General features: G+C 67.3%; 22 protein-coding genes. 20 read left to right on the top strand and 2 right to left on the bottom strand.

Features of this window, described 5'->3' with window-relative positions; translation table 11 throughout:
- Positions 1-72: 72 nt before the first annotated feature.
- The 20 genes from rpsH (at position 73) to glmM (ending at position 13,717) form a co-directional block, all read left to right on the top strand.
- Positions 73-471 (top strand): 30S ribosomal protein S8, encoded by a 399-nt coding sequence (rpsH, locus tag AB4079_RS06885; protein ID WP_441786543.1) that lies wholly within the window; start codon positions 73-75, stop codon positions 469-471.
- A gap of 6 nt (positions 472-477) precedes the next feature.
- A complete protein-coding gene (gene rplF / locus AB4079_RS06880) occupies positions 478-1,014 on the top strand; it encodes a 50S ribosomal protein L6 (RefSeq protein WP_441786542.1) in 537 nt (178 codons plus the stop codon).
- Between the two features lie 2 nt (positions 1,015-1,016).
- On the top strand, positions 1,017-1,388 hold the full coding sequence (rplR, locus tag AB4079_RS06875; protein WP_441786541.1) for a 50S ribosomal protein L18: 372 nt from the start codon (positions 1,017-1,019) through the stop codon (positions 1,386-1,388).
- The gene (gene rpsE, locus AB4079_RS06870; RefSeq protein WP_441786540.1) at positions 1,385-2,107 is read left to right on the top strand and encodes a 30S ribosomal protein S5; all 723 of its coding nucleotides are present in this window, start codon (positions 1,385-1,387) and stop codon (positions 2,105-2,107) included. Before rplR ends, rpsE begins: the two co-directional genes overlap by 4 nt.
- Positions 2,107-2,292 carry a 50S ribosomal protein L30 gene (rpmD, locus tag AB4079_RS06865; protein ID WP_267182178.1) on the top strand — a complete coding sequence of 62 codons (186 nt, stop codon included), beginning with the start codon at positions 2,107-2,109 and terminating at the stop codon, positions 2,290-2,292. The genes rpsE and rpmD overlap by 1 nt, the downstream gene beginning before the upstream one ends.
- Positions 2,292-2,981 carry a 50S ribosomal protein L15 gene (gene rplO, locus AB4079_RS06860; protein WP_441786539.1) on the top strand — a complete coding sequence of 230 codons (690 nt, stop codon included), beginning with the start codon at positions 2,292-2,294 and terminating at the stop codon, positions 2,979-2,981. Before rpmD ends, rplO begins: the two co-directional genes overlap by 1 nt.
- Positions 2,982-3,061: 80 nt before the next feature.
- Positions 3,062-4,384, top strand: a complete 1,323-nt coding sequence (gene secY / locus AB4079_RS06855) for a preprotein translocase subunit SecY (protein WP_441786538.1) — start codon at positions 3,062-3,064, stop codon at positions 4,382-4,384.
- Entirely contained in the window at positions 4,381-4,995 is a 615-nt protein-coding gene (locus tag AB4079_RS06850) for an adenylate kinase (RefSeq protein ID WP_441786537.1), read from the top strand. The genes secY and AB4079_RS06850 overlap by 4 nt, the downstream gene beginning before the upstream one ends.
- A 17-nt stretch (positions 4,996-5,012) precedes the next feature.
- Positions 5,013-5,843 carry a type I methionyl aminopeptidase gene (gene map, locus AB4079_RS06845; protein WP_441786606.1) on the top strand — a complete coding sequence of 277 codons (831 nt, stop codon included), beginning with the start codon at positions 5,013-5,015 and terminating at the stop codon, positions 5,841-5,843.
- Between the two features lie 157 nt (positions 5,844-6,000).
- Positions 6,001-6,222 (top strand): translation initiation factor IF-1, encoded by a 222-nt coding sequence (infA, locus tag AB4079_RS06840; protein WP_011186713.1) that lies wholly within the window; start codon positions 6,001-6,003, stop codon positions 6,220-6,222.
- A gap of 80 nt (positions 6,223-6,302) precedes the next feature.
- Positions 6,303-6,416, top strand: coding sequence for a 50S ribosomal protein L36 (gene rpmJ / locus AB4079_RS06835; protein ID WP_267181943.1), 114 nt, complete (start codon positions 6,303-6,305; stop codon positions 6,414-6,416).
- Between the two features lie 168 nt (positions 6,417-6,584).
- Complete coding sequence (rpsM, locus tag AB4079_RS06830; protein WP_374009700.1) at positions 6,585-6,959, top strand: 30S ribosomal protein S13; 375 nt, start codon at positions 6,585-6,587, stop codon at positions 6,957-6,959.
- A gap of 41 nt (positions 6,960-7,000) precedes the next feature.
- Positions 7,001-7,399 (top strand): 30S ribosomal protein S11, encoded by a 399-nt coding sequence (gene rpsK, locus AB4079_RS06825; RefSeq protein ID WP_018191944.1) that lies wholly within the window; start codon positions 7,001-7,003, stop codon positions 7,397-7,399.
- Between the two features lie 116 nt (positions 7,400-7,515).
- A complete protein-coding gene (locus AB4079_RS06820) occupies positions 7,516-8,514 on the top strand; it encodes a DNA-directed RNA polymerase subunit alpha (protein ID WP_441786536.1) in 999 nt (332 codons plus the stop codon).
- Between the two features lie 55 nt (positions 8,515-8,569).
- On the top strand, positions 8,570-9,154 hold the full coding sequence (gene rplQ / locus AB4079_RS06815; protein ID WP_441786535.1) for a 50S ribosomal protein L17: 585 nt from the start codon (positions 8,570-8,572) through the stop codon (positions 9,152-9,154).
- Between the two features lie 83 nt (positions 9,155-9,237).
- On the top strand, positions 9,238-10,272 hold the full coding sequence (locus AB4079_RS06810) for a GNAT family N-acetyltransferase (protein WP_441786534.1): 1,035 nt from the start codon (positions 9,238-9,240) through the stop codon (positions 10,270-10,272).
- Positions 10,262-11,155 carry a tRNA pseudouridine(38-40) synthase TruA gene (gene truA, locus AB4079_RS06805; RefSeq protein ID WP_441786533.1) on the top strand — a complete coding sequence of 298 codons (894 nt, stop codon included), beginning with the start codon at positions 10,262-10,264 and terminating at the stop codon, positions 11,153-11,155. Before AB4079_RS06810 ends, truA begins: the two co-directional genes overlap by 11 nt.
- A gap of 177 nt (positions 11,156-11,332) precedes the next feature.
- Positions 11,333-11,779, top strand: coding sequence for a 50S ribosomal protein L13 (gene rplM / locus AB4079_RS06800; RefSeq protein ID WP_441786532.1), 447 nt, complete (start codon positions 11,333-11,335; stop codon positions 11,777-11,779).
- Between the two features lie 48 nt (positions 11,780-11,827).
- Positions 11,828-12,328: a 30S ribosomal protein S9 gene (rpsI, locus tag AB4079_RS06795; protein ID WP_441786531.1), complete on the top strand. Its 501-nt coding sequence runs from the start codon at positions 11,828-11,830 to the stop codon at positions 12,326-12,328.
- Between the two features lie 27 nt (positions 12,329-12,355).
- Positions 12,356-13,717 carry a phosphoglucosamine mutase gene (gene glmM / locus AB4079_RS06790; protein WP_441786530.1) on the top strand — a complete coding sequence of 454 codons (1,362 nt, stop codon included), beginning with the start codon at positions 12,356-12,358 and terminating at the stop codon, positions 13,715-13,717.
- A gap of 42 nt (positions 13,718-13,759) precedes the next feature.
- Here the strand turns inward: glmM and AB4079_RS06785 are convergent, their stop codons facing one another.
- Positions 13,760-14,068 carry a helix-turn-helix domain-containing protein gene (locus tag AB4079_RS06785; protein WP_441786529.1) on the bottom strand — a complete coding sequence of 103 codons (309 nt, stop codon included), beginning with the start codon at positions 14,066-14,068 and terminating at the stop codon, positions 13,760-13,762.
- Positions 14,069-14,146: 78 nt separating this feature from the next.
- Complete coding sequence (coaA, locus tag AB4079_RS06780) at positions 14,147-15,085, bottom strand: type I pantothenate kinase (RefSeq protein WP_441786528.1); 939 nt, start codon at positions 15,083-15,085, stop codon at positions 14,147-14,149.
- Positions 15,086-15,108: the final 23 nt, after the last annotated feature.

Below are 15,108 nucleotides of genomic sequence, written 5' to 3'. Positions count from 1 at the left end.
CGGCCCGCTTCCACCACAGGTCGTCAGCCGTGTCCGGCTGAACGAAACCTGGTGTCAGTAAGGAAAATCCCCATGACCATGACAGATCCGGTCGCAGACATGCTGACCAGACTGCGCAACGCGAACTCGGCTCACCACGACACCGTCTCGATGCCGCACTCGAAGCTCAAGTCCCACATCGCGGAGATCCTCACCAAAGAGGGCTACATCGCCGGATGGGACGTCGCCGACGCCCGCGTCGGCAAGACGCTGACCCTGAACCTCAAGTTCGGACCGAACCGCGAGCGTTCCATCGCCGGTATCAAGCGCGTCTCCAAGCCCGGCCTTCGTGTCTACGCGAAGTCCACGGAGCTCCCCAAGGTGCTCGGCGGGCTCGGCGTCGCCATCCTGTCCACTTCCTCCGGTCTGCTCACGGACCGTCAGGCTGAGAAGAAGGGCGTGGGTGGGGAAGTCCTCGCCTACGTGTGGTAATCCGCCATGTCGCGTATTGGAAGACTGCCCATCGACATCCCGACCGGGGTCGATGTGAAGATCGACGGCCAGGCCGTCACCGTCAAGGGTCCGAAGGGTGAGCTCAGCCTCACCGTCGCGAACCCGATCGAGGTCAAGCTCGAGGAGAACCAGGTCCTCGTGACCCGTCCGGACGACGAGCGCGCTTCGCGTTCGCTGCACGGCCTCACCCGCACCCTCATCAGCAACCAGATCATCGGCGTCACCGAGGGCTACACCAAGGGCCTGGAGATCGTCGGTACCGGTTACCGCGTCGTGCAGAAGGGTGCGGCCGTCGAGTTCGCGCTCGGCTTCTCGCACCCGGTGACCGTCGAGCCGCCGACGGGCATCACGTTCACGGTCGAGGGCAACAACCGCATCACCGTGGCCGGGATCGACAAGCAGGCCGTCGGCGAGGTCGCCGCGAACATCCGCAAGATCCGCAAGCCCGAGCCGTACAAGGGCAAGGGTGTGCGTTACGCCGGCGAGGTCGTTCGTCGCAAGGCCGGAAAGGCTGGTAAGTAATCATGGCTCTGGGTACCAGAGGAAAGAGCAAGGCTGCCGCTCGCGGCCGCCGTCACACCCGCCTTCGCAAGAAGATCGAGGGCACCGCGGTCCGTCCGCGCCTGGTCGTTACGCGCTCGGCACGTCACGTCTTCGTGCAGATCGTGGACGACGCGCAGGGCCGCACGCTGGCCTCGGCATCGACCATGGAGTCGGACCTCCGCACCTTCGAGGGTGACAAGACCGCCAAGGCCCGCAAGGTCGGCGAGCTCGTGGCCGAGCGCGCGAAGAGCGCCGGCGTCGACGCGGTCGTCTTCGACCGCGGAGGCAGCAAGTACGCCGGTCGTGTCGCCGCTGTCGCCGAAGGCGCTCGAGAGGGTGGACTGAACCTGTGAGCGACGAGAACAACAAGGAGCAGACCGTGGCCGAACCGGTAACGGACACCGCGCAGCCGGTCGAGACCGCTGCGTCCACCGATAACAACACCACCAGCCGTGGTGACCGCGAGCCCCGCCGTGGCGGGCGTGAGCGCAACCAAACCCGCGGTGACCGCGGTGGCCGTGACGCCGACAAGAGCCAGTTCCTGGAGCGCGTCGTCACCATCAACCGCGTCTCCAAGGTCGTGAAGGGTGGTCGTCGCTTCAGCTTCACCGCTCTCGTGGTCGTCGGCGACGGCAACGGTCTGGTGGGCGTCGGCTACGGCAAGGCCCGCGAGGTGCCGCTGGCGATCTCGAAGGGCGTCGAGGAAGCGAAGAAGAACTTCTTCCGCGTCCCGCGCGTCGGCAACACCATCCCGCACCCGGTGCAGGGTGAAGCCGCCGCCGGTGTCGTCCTCCTGCGTCCGGCCGCTGCCGGTACCGGTGTTATCGCCGGTGGCCCGGTTCGCGCCGTGCTCGAGTGCGCCGGCATCCACGACGTCCTGAGCAAGTCGCTCGGTTCGTCCAACACCATCAACATCGTGCACGCGACCGTCGAGGCGCTGAAGCAGCTCGAGGAGCCGCGCGCTGTCGCTGCCCGTCGTGGCCTCGACTACGACCAGGTGGCTCCGGCTCGCCTGCTGCGTGCCGAGGCTGAGGCGGCCGAGGCCGCCGCGACCGCGAAGGCAGGTGCCTGATGGCTGCGCGTCTGAAGGTTACGCAGATCAAGTCCAAAGTGAGCGAGAAGCAGAACCAGCGCGACACCCTGCGCAGTCTGGGCCTGAAGCGCATCGGTGACGTCGTCGTCCGCGAGGACAACCCGCAGAACCGCGGGTACGTCAACACCGTCGCTCACCTGGTGAAGGTTGAGGAGATCGACTAATGGCTGACGAGAAGGCCACCACCGAGGCCGCCGAGAAGCCGGCCACGAAGAAGCCCGCGACCAAGGCCGCGAGCACGAAGGCTGCCGCCGACAAGCCGGCCGCCGAGAAGAGCAGCACCGCGAAGAAGGCTCCGGCCAAGAAGGCGACGGCTTCGGCCGCTGCCGACAAGGCCGCCGCCTCCACCAAGGATGACACCGTGGCCGCTAAGTCGCCTAAGTCCTCCGCCAAGAAGGATGTCGCGGAGCCCCGCGAGCAGGTCCTGAAGGTGCACCACCTCCGCCCCGCCGCCGGCGCCAAGAAGGACAGGACCCGCGTCGGACGCGGTGAAGGTTCGAAGGGTAAGACGGCCGGTCGCGGTACCAAGGGAACCAAGGCGCGCTACCAGGTCCGTCCGGGCTTCCAGGGCGGCCAGCTTCCGCTGCACATGCGTGCGCCGAAGCTGCGCGGCTTCAAGAACCCGTTCCGGGTCGAGTACCAGGTCGTGAACCTGGAGAAGCTCGCCGAGCTGTACCCGTCCGGCGGTGACGTCACCGTCGCCGACCTCGTGCTCAAGGGGGCCGTTCGCAAGAACGAGAAGGTCAAGGTTCTCGGCAACGGGGACATTGCGGTTAAGCTGAACGTTGCGGTCGACAAGGTCTCCGGCTCTGCTGAGCAGAAGATCGTCGCCGCTGGTGGCTCTGTAAAGTAGTCACCCGCCGAGCAGCACAGTCGGGGGGGGGGGGGGGCGCCCGCCCCCCCGACTGACTCTTAGGAAAGCAGGACGCACGTTTGTTTAGCGCCGTTGCGCGGATCTTCCGCACCCCGGATCTTCGTCGGAAGATCTTCTTCACGCTGGGCATCATCGCCCTGTTCCGGCTGGGATCCTTCATCCCTGCGCCGTTCGTCGACTTCGGAAACGTTCAGACCTGTCTGAACGCCAACCAGGACACGTCCGGCCTCTACTCGCTGGTGAACCTGTTCTCCGGCGGAGCCCTGCTGAAACTGTCGATCTTCGCGCTGGGCATCATGCCCTACATCACCGCGTCGATCATCGTGCAGCTGCTGCGCGTGGTCATCCCGCGCTTCGAGACCCTCTACAAGGAGGGCCAGGCCGGTCAGGCCAAGCTCACGCAGTACACGCGCTACCTCACCATCGCGCTGGGCGTGCTCCAGTCGACGACCCTGATCACCGTCGCACGCAGCGGCGCTCTGTTCGGCACCACCGCCGTCTCACAGTGCACGCAGCTCATCACGGACGACTCCTGGTACGCGATCATGCTCATGGTCATCACGATGACCGCCGGCACCGGCCTCATCATGTGGATGGGCGAGCTCGTGACCGAGCGCGGCATCGGCAACGGCATGTCGCTCCTCATCTTCACCTCGATCGCCGCGCAGTTCCCGACCTCCCTCTGGGCGGTCGGCCAGTCGCAGGGCATCGAGATCCTGCTGGTCGTGATCGCGATCGGGTTGCTCATCGTCATGGGTGTGGTCTTCGTCGAGCAGTCGCAGCGACGCATCCCTGTGCAGTACGCGAAACGAATGGTGGGCCGCCGGACCTACGGCGGCAACAACACCTACATCCCGATCAAGGTGAACATGGCCGGCGTCGTGCCCGTCATCTTCGCCTCCTCGCTGCTGTACCTGCCCGCCCTGATCGCCCAGTTCAACCAGCCGGCCGCGGGCAAGGCCCCGGCGCCGTGGGTGACCTGGATCACGAACTACCTGACCAAGGGCGATCACCCGCTCTACATGCTGCTGTACTTCCTCCTGATCGTGGGCTTCACGTACTTCTACGTGGCCATCACCTTCAACCCGGAGGAGGTCGCGGACAACATGAAGAAGTACGGCGGCTTCATCCCCGGCATCCGCGCGGGCCGCCCGACGGCCGAGTACCTCGACTATGTGCTCACCCGCGTGACACTGCCCGGCTCGTTCTATCTCGGCTTCATCGCGCTGATCCCGTTGATCGCCTTCGCAGTGATCGGGGCGAGTCAGAACTTCATGTTCGGCGGTACGTCGATCCTGATCATCGTCGGTGTCGGGTTGGAGACGGTCAAGCAGATCGACTCCCAGCTCCAGCAGCGGCACTACGAAGGGCTGCTGCGTTGACCCGGATGCTGATCGTCGGTCCCCCCGGCGCGGGCAAGGGCACGCAGGCCGCCCGCATCACGAGCACGTACGGGATCCCCGACATCTCCACGGGTGACATCTTCCGGGCCAACATCAAGAACGAGACCGAGCTCGGTAAGCAGGTCAAGGCGATCGTGGACGCGGGCGACTACGTCCCGGACAGTCTCACGAACAAGCTCGTGGCCGACCGGCTGCGTGAGGAAGACGCCGCAGACGGCTTCCTGCTCGACGGCTACCCGCGGACTCTGGCGCAGGTCGACTATCTTGACCGGTTGCTGGCCACAGACGGAGAGAAGCTGCGCGCGGTGATCCAGCTCACGGCCGACCAGGACGAGATCGTCGAGCGACTCTCCAAGCGCGCGCTGGAGCAGGGACGAGCGGACGACTCGGAGGAGGCCATCCGGCACCGCCAGGAGGTCTACCTCCGCGAGACGTCACCGCTCATCGAGGTGTACCGCGACCGCGGGCTCCTCGTTCCGGTCGACGGACTGGGCGGGATGGACGAGGTCGCCGAACGCATCGCTGCAGCTCTCGCCGAACGCGGCATCCACCCGGTGGCGGGCGCGCCCGCCGGCGGCTCCGTGGCGTGAGTGGCGCACGCCCCTCGATGAAACTGAAGCGCTCGATCTACAAGACGCCCGCGCAGCTGCGCGACATGGTCGCGCCTGGGCTGGCGACCGCCGCGTCGCTCGACGCGGTCGCGGCGGCAGTGGCCGCGGGAGTCTCGACGCTCGAGCTCGACGCCCTCGCCGAGCGCGCGATCGTCGAGGCGGGCGGGGCCTCCAACTTCCAGCTGGAGCCGGGATACCACCACACGATCTGCGCGTCGGTCAACGACGAGGTCGTGCATGGCATCCCGGGCGCGCGCATCCTGGAGCCGGGTGACATCCTCTCGGTCGACAGTGGCGCCATCCTGCAGGGGTGGAACGGGGATGCGGCCCGCACCTTCGTGCTGCCCGATCCGGCGCACCCCGGGATCGTGGCCGACCGGCAGCGACTCGCCGACGTGACGGAGCAGTCGCTCTGGCGCGGAATCGCGACGCTCGCCTCGGCCCGCTACCTCAACGAGGTCGGCGAGGCGATCGAGGACTACATCGCCGCTCAGGGCGACTACGGCATCCTGACCGACTACATCGGGCACGGCATCGGCCGACGGATGCACGAGGAGCCGCCGGTCTTCAACTATCGCGTCCGCGCAAAGGGGCCCGAGGTCCGGCCCGGGCTGGTCGTCGCGATCGAGCCGATGGTGGTCCTCGGCAACCAGGAGACGTACGTGAAGGACGACGGCTGGACCGTCGCCACCGAGGACGGATCGGCCGCCGCCCACTGGGAGCACAGCGTCGCCGTACACGACGACGGCATCTGGGTGCTCACCGCCGCGGACGGCGGCGCGGCCGGACTTGCACCCTTCGGCCTGACCCCGACGCCCATCCCGTGAGCTGTTCGCTCAGAGCAGGAGCAGATAGTACACGCGGATTCGCGGAATCGCGCCGTTTCCCATAAGATTGATCCTTGGTGTCTTAGGCGCGTTCCAACGTGCCTTTCGCCAATCAACGCACGACCAGCAAACCACTACTTTTAGCGACAGTGAGGCTATGGCCAAAAAAGACGGTGTCATCGAGATCGAAGGATCCGTGATCGAAGCCCTGCCCAACGCGATGTTCCGCGTCGAGTTGACCAACGGTCACAAGGTTCTTGCCCACATCTCAGGCAAGATGCGCCAGCACTACATCCGCATCCTCCCCGAGGACCGCGTGATCGTGGAGCTGAGCCCCTACGATCTGACCCGCGGCCGTATCGTCTACCGCTACAAGTAAAGGTCTGCTGTAAGTAACGGCCACACCATGGGTAGCCCCGGGTGAGGTACGAGGACAGCGAACAAAGGTAAGAAACACTTATGAAGGTCAAGCCCTCCGTCAAGAGGATCTGCGACAAGTGCAAGGTCATCCGTCGCAACGGCCGCGTCATGGTCATCTGCGAGAACCCGCGCCACAAGCAGCGCCAGGGTTGAGTGAGTCCGGGCTGATAAGGCTCGGGCTGAACGCAGCACCCATAACCGAATAACGAAAACAGCGATGCCAGATCCCGCGTCCGGAAACGGACGCGGGGGACACCCTCGGAGGAGGCCGGGGCACCGGGATCGCTGCAGACCTCCACTCATCACAGGAGAAGCCAACACATGGCACGTCTAGCAGGCGTCGACATCCCGCGCGAAAAGCGTGTGGAAGTCGCACTCACCTACATCTACGGAGTCGGCCGCACGCGCGCGCTGCAGACTCTGCGCGAGACCGAGATCTCGGGCGACATCCGCGTCAAGGATCTGACCGACGACCAGCTCGTCTCACTCCGCGACTACATCGAGGGCAACTTCAAGGTCGAGGGTGACCTCCGCCGTGAGGTCGCCGCCGACATCCGCCGCAAGGTGGAGATCGGCAGCTACGAGGGTATTCGCCACCGCAAGGGCCTTCCGGTCCGCGGCCAGCGCACCAAGACCAACGCGCGCACCCGCAAGGGACCGAAGCGCACCGTGGCCGGCAAGAAGAAGGCGCGCTAAGGCCTGCGGCCCAGCAACGCTCTGAGGATTCAGGAGAAGAAATGGCAGCACCCAAGTCGGCCGCTCGCAAGCCGCGCAAGAAAGAAAAGAAGAACATTGCTGTGGGCCAGGCCCACATCAAGAGCACGTTCAACAACACGATCGTCTCGATCACCGACACCACTGGTGCGGTGATCAGCTGGGCCTCGTCCGGCGGCGTCGGGTTCAAGGGCTCCCGCAAGTCGACCCCGTTCGCGGCGCAGCTCGCCGCCGAGTCGGCGGCTCGTCAGGCGCAGGAGCACGGCATGAAGAAGGTCGACGTCTTCGTCAAGGGCCCGGGTTCGGGCCGCGAGACGGCGATCCGCTCGCTCCAGGCCGCCGGCCTCGAGGTGGGCTCGATCAACGACGTCACCCCGCAGGCGCACAACGGATGCCGCCCGCCCAAGCGCCGTCGCGTCTAGTTTCTCTCCGTTAAATTTTCGCGCAAGCGAGGGACGGCGCCGGCTTCGCCGACGTCGTCCCTCACGCGCGACGCGAGTGTCATATAGCGGACACTCAGTCGAAAGGAAAATAAATAGTGCTGATTGCACAGCGTCCTACGCTCACCGAAGAGAACATCTCCGAGTTCCGCTCGCGGTTCGTCATCGAGCCGCTCGAGCCGGGCTTCGGCTACACCCTCGGCAACTCCCTGCGTCGTACCCTGCTCTCCTCCATCCCGGGCGCGGCCGTCACCAGCATCCGCATCGACGGCGTGCTGCACGAGTTCAGCACTGTGCCGGGCGTGAAGGAGGATGTCACCGAGATCATCCTGAACATCAAGGGTCTGGTCGTGTCGAGCGAGCACGACGAGCCGATCACCGCGTACCTCCGCAAGACGGGTGCCGGTCAGGTCACTGCCGCTGACATCTCGGCTCCGGCGGGCGTGGAGATCCACAACCCCGAGCTGGTCATCGCGACCCTCAACGACAAGGCGAAGTTCGAGGTCGAGCTGACCATCGAGCGCGGCCGCGGCTACGTCTCGGCCCAGCAGAACCGCAACGAGTACAGCGAGGCGGGCCAGATCCCGATCGACTCGATCTACTCGCCGGTGCTCAAGGTCACCTACCGCGTCGAGGCCACCCGTGCCGGCGAGCGCACCGACTTCGACCGCCTCGTCGTCGACGTCGAGAGCAAGCCCGCGATCAGCCCGCGTGACGCCATCGCCTCGGCCGGTCGCACCCTGGTCGAGCTGTTCGGTCTGGCCCGTGAGCTCAACAGCGCCGCCGAGGGCATCGAGATCGGCCCCGCGCCGGTCGACGCCGTCCTCAGCTCCGAGCTGTCGATGCCGATCGAGGACCTCGACCTGTCGGTCCGTTCGTACAACTGCCTCAAGCGCGAGGGCATCAACACCGTCAGCGAGCTCGTCTCGCTGTCGGAGACGCAGCTCATGAACATCCGCAACTTCGGTCAGAAGTCGGTGGATGAGGTCAAGGACAAGCTCACGGAGATGGGCCTGTCGCTGAAGGACTCGGTTCCCGGGTTCGACGGCGCCCACTTCTACAGCGGGTACGACGAGGACGAGTCCACCACCATCTGAGGCACGTCACCCGACCTTCGCCATCAGACCTTTTCACAACTGGAGATAACCGATCATGCCTAAGCCCACCAAGGGCCCCCGCCTCGGGGGCGGCCCGGCGCACGAGCGCCTCATGCTCGCCAACCTGGCTGCAGCGCTGTTCACCCACAAGAGCATCAAGACCACCGAGACGAAGGCCAAGCGCCTGCGTCCCGTGGCTGAGCGCCTGATCACGTTCGCGAAGCGCGGCGACCTGGCCGCGCGCCGTCGCGTGCTCGCGGTGATCAGCGACAAGGCCGTGGTTCACGAGCTCTTCACCGAGATCGCGCCGCTGGTCGCCGAGCGTGAGGGCGGCTACACCCGCATCACGAAGCTCGGCTTCCGCAAGGGCGACAACGCGTCGATGGTGCAGATCGAGCTCGTGCTCGAGCCCGTCACCCCGAAGGTGAAGTCGTCCAAGTCGTCCAAGGCCGGCGCCGCGAAGGCCGCTCCGGTCGAGGAGCCGGCCGTCGAGGAGGCTACTGCCGAGGAGACCGCCGAGGCTGCGGAGGAGACCAGCACCGAGACCGCGGCCGCTGAGGCCGAGGTCGCGGAGGGCGCCACCGGCGACGCCGAAGCCGCCGGTCAGACCGACGCCGAGACCGAGGCGGAGAAGGCGTAACACCCTTCCCCCGGTTTCGAAGGCCCCGCATCCATTGGATGCGGGGCCTTCGCCGTCTCCGGAGGTCTTCTAAGGTGAGAGGCATGACCTCGACCGTCGATGCTTCGCTGCCGCCGCTTCGGGACCGCGTGAGCGCACCTCCGACGTACCGTCCTCAGCACGCGGAGGTCGCCGAGTGGCGGCCGGCGAGGGCCGACGACGTGGATGCTGTGCACACGGTGCTGCGCGCCATGGACGGCGCCGATCATCCGAACTACCTGACCACCCGCGAGGAGGTCGAGGAGGAGCTCGGGTACAGCTTCGTGGACCTTCAGGCGGATACTCTCCTCGCGGTCGCGCCTGACGGTCGGGTGGTGGCGGCCGGGATCGTCCTGGAGCCGCCGCGACAGGAGACCCTCGTCCGCGAGTTCATGAACGGCGGAGTGCATCCGGACGCTCGGGGGAGGGGCATCGGCCGCGAACTGCTCGCGTGGCAGCGCACGCGCGGGGAGCAGAAGCTGGCTGCGTCGGACAAACGGCTGCCCGGTTGGCTGGTCGGCTACGCGGACCGGCGCGCCGAGGACCGTCGACGGCTGCTCCAGGCGGGCGGCTTCGAGGCGGTGCGGTACTTCCAGACCATGGAGCGCGATCTCGCGGTGCCCATCCCCGACGTGTCGCCAACGGGGGAGGTGCGGATCGAGCCGTACCGGCCGGAGCTCGCCGATGTCGTCCACGCCGTGCGCGACGACGCCTTCCGTGACCACTGGGGCAGCCAGCCGCTGTCGGACGAGCAGTTCACCGCGCTGACGACTGGGACCTTCGTGGCCGCGCTGTCCTTCGTCGCGCTGGTCGACGACGACGTGGCGGGCGTGCTGCTCACCGATGTCAGCGAGGAGGACTGGCCGGGACAGGGCTTCTCGAGCTCCTACGTCTCCACCGTGGCCGTGACCCGGCAGTATCGCGGACGTCGGATCGCGCCGACGCTCTTGCGTGCCGTGCTGGAGGCGTCGGCCGCCCGCGGGCTCGACAAGGTGGTCCTGGATGTCGACACGGACAACCCGACCGGTGCACTCGGGCTGTACACCGGCATGGGCTTCGTGACCACGCAATCCGAGACGGGCATGGTCCGTGCCTACTGACGCTGCGCAGCTCGCCGAACGGGGGCCGACGCGCCGCTACCGCCTCGACGTCGCCTACCAGGGCACCGACTTCAACGGCTGGGGACGTCAGCCGGGCTTGCGTACCGTGCAGGGGACGCTCGAGGATGCGCTGGCGACGATCTTCCGGCGGGCGGGCATTCCGCCCCTCCTGACGGTCGCGGGCCGCACCGACGCCGGCGTACACGCGACGGGCCAGGTCGCGCACGTCGATCTGACGGCCGCTCAGGAGGCGCTGCTCCGGAAGCCGCACGGCAAGCGTCCCCCGCTCACGGCGGAGGAGGCGCTGCAGCGTCGGCTGAACGGCATCCTGGGCCCGGTCTCCGACGTGGTGGTGCTGGCCGCGTCCGTCGCGCCAGAGGGCTTCGATGCGCGCTTCTCCGCACTGTGGCGGCGCTACGAGTACCGCGTCGCCGATCGCGCGGCGCTCCGCGACCCGTTGCAGCGGCACCGAACGGCGTGGGTGTCGTCGGACCTCGACGTCACCGCGATGGACATGGGAGCGCACGGCCTGCTCGGGCTGCACGACTTCGCCAGCTACTGCAAAGCGCGTGAGGGCGCGACGACCATCCGTACGTTGCAGGCGTTCGCCTGGCACCGTGATCCCGACGGCGTGCTCGTCGCCGGCCTCATCGCGGACGCGTTCTGCCACAGCATGGTCCGCGCACTGGTCGGTGCGTGCGTCGAGGTGGGCGAGGGCAAGCTCAGCGCGGGGGACCTGGTGGCGCTGCGCGACGAGCGGCGACGCACCAGTGCGTTCACGGTGATGCCCGCCCGCGGCCTCACCCTGCTGGAGGTCGGGTACCCGGAAGGGGCCGAGCTCGCGCTGCGTGCCGAGCGCACGCGGGCGCTGCGCGAACTGTAGCTGGTTTGACCGGGGATGCCGCTCTCCCGTAGAGTTGATCCTTGGTGTCCGCGCCTACTGCGGTGCGGCATGCGAACGTGAGCCCTCCACCGGCCCGGTTCCCTTCCTGAGGGAGGCGAACCCCCACGGAGCGGGATTCACGAACACCTCCGTTCGAGACAGAAAGCAGCCACTACTGTGACGCGCACGTATTCCCCGAAGGCAGACGAGATCCAGCGCGACTGGGTCGTCATCGACGCGACCGATGTCGTGCTCGGCCGTCTTGCCAGCCACACCGCCGCTCTCCTGCGCGGCAAGCACAAGCCGACCTTCGCTCCCCACATGGACAGTGGTGACTTCGTCATCATCATCAATGCCGAGAAGGTCGCCCTGACCGGTCAGAAGCTTCTGCAGAAGAAGGCCTACCGCCACTCGGGTTACCCGGGCGGCCTCAAGGCCACCACATACTCCGAGCTTCTCGAGAAGAACCCGGTCCGCGCCGTCGAGAAGGCCGTCCGCGGCATGCTCCCGAAGAACTCCATCGGTCGCGCCCAGCTCCGCAAGCTGAAGGTCTACACCGGAAGCGAGCACCCGCACGCCGCTCAGCAGCCGAAGCCGTACACGCTCGGCCAGGTCGCCCAGTAACCGCGGCCCACGACTTTCACGACTTAGAGACAAAGGATTATCACCACCGTGGCGAAGATCGCAGACAGCATCGAGTCGGCCCAGGCCGACAACGTCGAGTCCTACTCGACCGAGACCCCCGCCTCCGAGGCCCCGGCCGCCGCCCCGCGCGCCGTCCTCTCCGTTCCCGGCGCGGCCGTCGGCCGCCGCAAGGAGGCCATCGCGCGCGTGCGCCTGGTCCCGGGTTCCGGCAGCATCACGGTCAACGGCCGTGAGTTCGCCGACTACTTCCCGAACAAGCTGCACCAGCAGCTCATCAACGACCCGTTCAAGGTGCTCGACCTGCTCGGCGCCTACGACGTGATCGGCAAGATCACCGGCGGCGGCCCCTCCGGCCAGGCCGGCGCGCTGCGCCTCGCCATCGCGCGCGCTCTCAACGAGATCGACCGCGAGAACAACCGCGCGACCCTCAAGAAGGCGGGCTTCCTGACCCGTGACGCTCGCGTCACCGAGCGCAAGAAGGCCGGTCTCAAGAAGGCCCGCAAGGCGTCGCAGTTCTCCAAGCGCTAACGCTCACGAGCGTTTAGGCTTCGGTCCATGCCACGTCTTTTCGGAACCGACGGCGTTCGCGGTCTCGCGAACGGGCCTCTCACCGCCGATCTGGCGCTCGGCCTTGCGCAGTCAGCTGCTGCTGTACTGACGCAAGGCCGAAGCGCCGAGGCGCGGCGCGCCGCCGGCAAGCGCCCGACGGCCATCGTCGCCCGTGACCCTCGCGTCTCGGGGGAGTTCCTCTCCGCCGCCGTCGCGGCCGGGCTCGCGAGCTCGGGAGTCGACGTGTACGACGCGGGAGTCATCCCCACCCCCGCCGCGGCCTTCCTGATCGCCGACTTCGACGCCGACTTCGGTGTGATGGTCTCGGCCTCGCACAACCCGGCGCCGGACAACGGGATCAAGATCTTCGCCCGTGGCGGCACCAAGCTCCCGGATGTGGTCGAGGATCGCATCGAGCAGCACCTCGACCTCGACAAGCTGACCCCGACCGGGGCGGATGTCGGGCGCATCCGCCGCTTCGCGGACGCTGAGGACCGCTACGTCCTCCACCTGCTGGCCAGCCTCCCGCAACGGCTCGACGGCATCCACGTCGTGCTGGACTGTGCACACGGCGCCGCGGCAGGTATCTCGCCGGAGGTCTTCACCGACGCCGGCGCCCGGGTGACCGTCATCGGCGATGCGCCCGACGGCATGAACATCAACGATGGTGTCGGTTCCACGCACCTCGACAGTCTCGCGAAGGCGGTGCTCGCAGCCGGCGCCGACGTCGGCATCGCGCACGACGGCGACGCGGACCGCTGCCTCGCCGTCGACGCCGAGGGCAACATCGTCGACGGCGACCAGATCATGGCGATCCTCGCGGTCGGCATGAAGGAGCGCGGCAAACTGCGCGACGACACCCTCGTCGCGACCGTCATGAGCAACCTCGGGCTCAAGCTCGCCATGCGCGACCGCGGCATCCGTGTCGTGGAGACCGCGGTCGGCGACCGCTACGTGCTGGAAGAGATGAACGAGCACCGGTTCTCGCTCGGCGGCGAGCAGTCCGGCCACGTCATCATGAGCGACTTCGCGACGACGGGTGACGGCATCCTGACCGGGCTCCACCTGCTCAGCGAAATGGCGCGCCGGGGCCGTACGCTGGCCGAGCTGGCGACGGTGATGACCGTCTACCCGCAGGTCATGATCAACGTGAAGAACGTCAACCACCTCGGCGTCCGCTCCGACGAGCAGCTGCTGACCGCGGTACGGACGGCGGAGAGCGCACTCGGGGACACCGGCCGCGTGCTGCTGCGCCCGTCCGGCACCGAACCGCTGGTGCGCGTGATGGTGGAGGCGGCTGACCACATCACGGCCGAGCGTCTCGCCAACGAGCTGGCCGACGTCGTGCGGGAGCGCCTGGCGCTCTGAGCGCTTAGCGCTCCGGCGGCCGTTCGCGCCAGGCAGTGCCCGTCAGGAGGTCTCGTGCGCCCGCCGGGCAGCGATGAAGTCGGCCACCGAGTAGGCGCGTGAGCGGTCGGGCAGCATCTCGCTGCCGTAGAGGCCGCGCAGCAGGTCGGCCGGGTCAACATTGAGCGCGGTGGCCAGCCGGACGATCGTGTGCAGCTCGGAGTTCGCCTCGCCGCGCTCGACCCGTCCGTAGTTGGTGACGTGCATGTCCGCCAGGTTGGCGATGTCCTCCTGGCTCATGCCGAGGGCGATGCGCGCCTCCCGGACGCGCTGGCCGAAAAGTTCGGCGGCACGGGAGCGCGGAGTCGACATGCCTCATGCCTACGCGTCAATCGCATGCAATGCCAGAGCGCAGCTGCCCACCGCATCTGAGCGTCGGGTTTAAAGACCCTAGAGCTTGCGGAGAAGCACCGAGCTGACGGAGTGGTTGTCGTCCTTGCGCAGCACCAGTTTCGCCCGCGACCGGGTCGGGCGGATGTTCTGCAACAGGTTCGGCTCGTTGATCCGGGACCAGATGGCGGCGGCGCGCGCGCGAGCCTGCTCCTCGGTGAGCTCGGAGTACCGGTGGAAGTACGACTTCGGGTTGGCGAAGGCTCCGCGCTGCAGCTTCAGGAACCGCTCCTCGTACCAGCGCGCGATGTCCCGGGTTCGCGCATCCACGTACACACTGAAGTCGAACAGGTCGCTCACCGCGAGCCGATTGCCGCCGCCCGCCGGCTGCAGCACGTTCAGACCCTCGACGATGAGCACGTCGGGACGGCGCACGACGATCTCCGCGTCCGGCACGATGTCGTAGCTGAGGTGCGAGTAGAAAGGCGCCCGCACCTCCTGCGCGCCGCTCTTCACGGCGGTCACGAACCGCAGCAGCGCCTTGCGGTCATACGACTCGGGGAAGCCCTTGCGCTCCATCAGGCCAAGGCGCTCCAGCTCGGAGTTGGGATGCAGGAACCCGTCCGTGGTCACCAGCTCGACGCGAGGGGTGTCGTCCCACCGGGAGAGAAGCTCGCGCAGCAGGCGCGCGATGGTCGACTTGCCGACCGCGACCGAACCCGCCACTCCGATCACGAACGGCGTCCGTGCAGCGCGCTCGCCCAGGAAATCGCTGGTGACGCGGTGCAGCTGCCGCGCGCCGCCGACGTAGAGGTTCAGGAGTCTGCTGAGCGGGAGGTAGACCTCTTCCACCTCGCGCATGTCGAGCGGATCACCGAGCCCGCGGAGCTGGACGATCTCCGTCTCCAGCAGCGGGAGGCGCGTGTTCTGCGCCAGTTCCGCCCAGTCGGCCCGGCTCAGCTCGACGAAGGGGGTGGAGTCGCCGCCGTTCTCAGCCATAGGCCACCAAGTCTAGAGGGGGG

The organism is Leifsonia sp. 2MCAF36 (assembly GCF_052115525.1).
In the GTDB taxonomy this organism is placed as follows: Bacteria; Actinomycetota; Actinomycetes; order Actinomycetales; family Microbacteriaceae; genus Leifsonia.
Note: the sequence above shows the minus strand (reverse complement) of the source record. Positions and strands in the feature narration are given on the sequence as shown.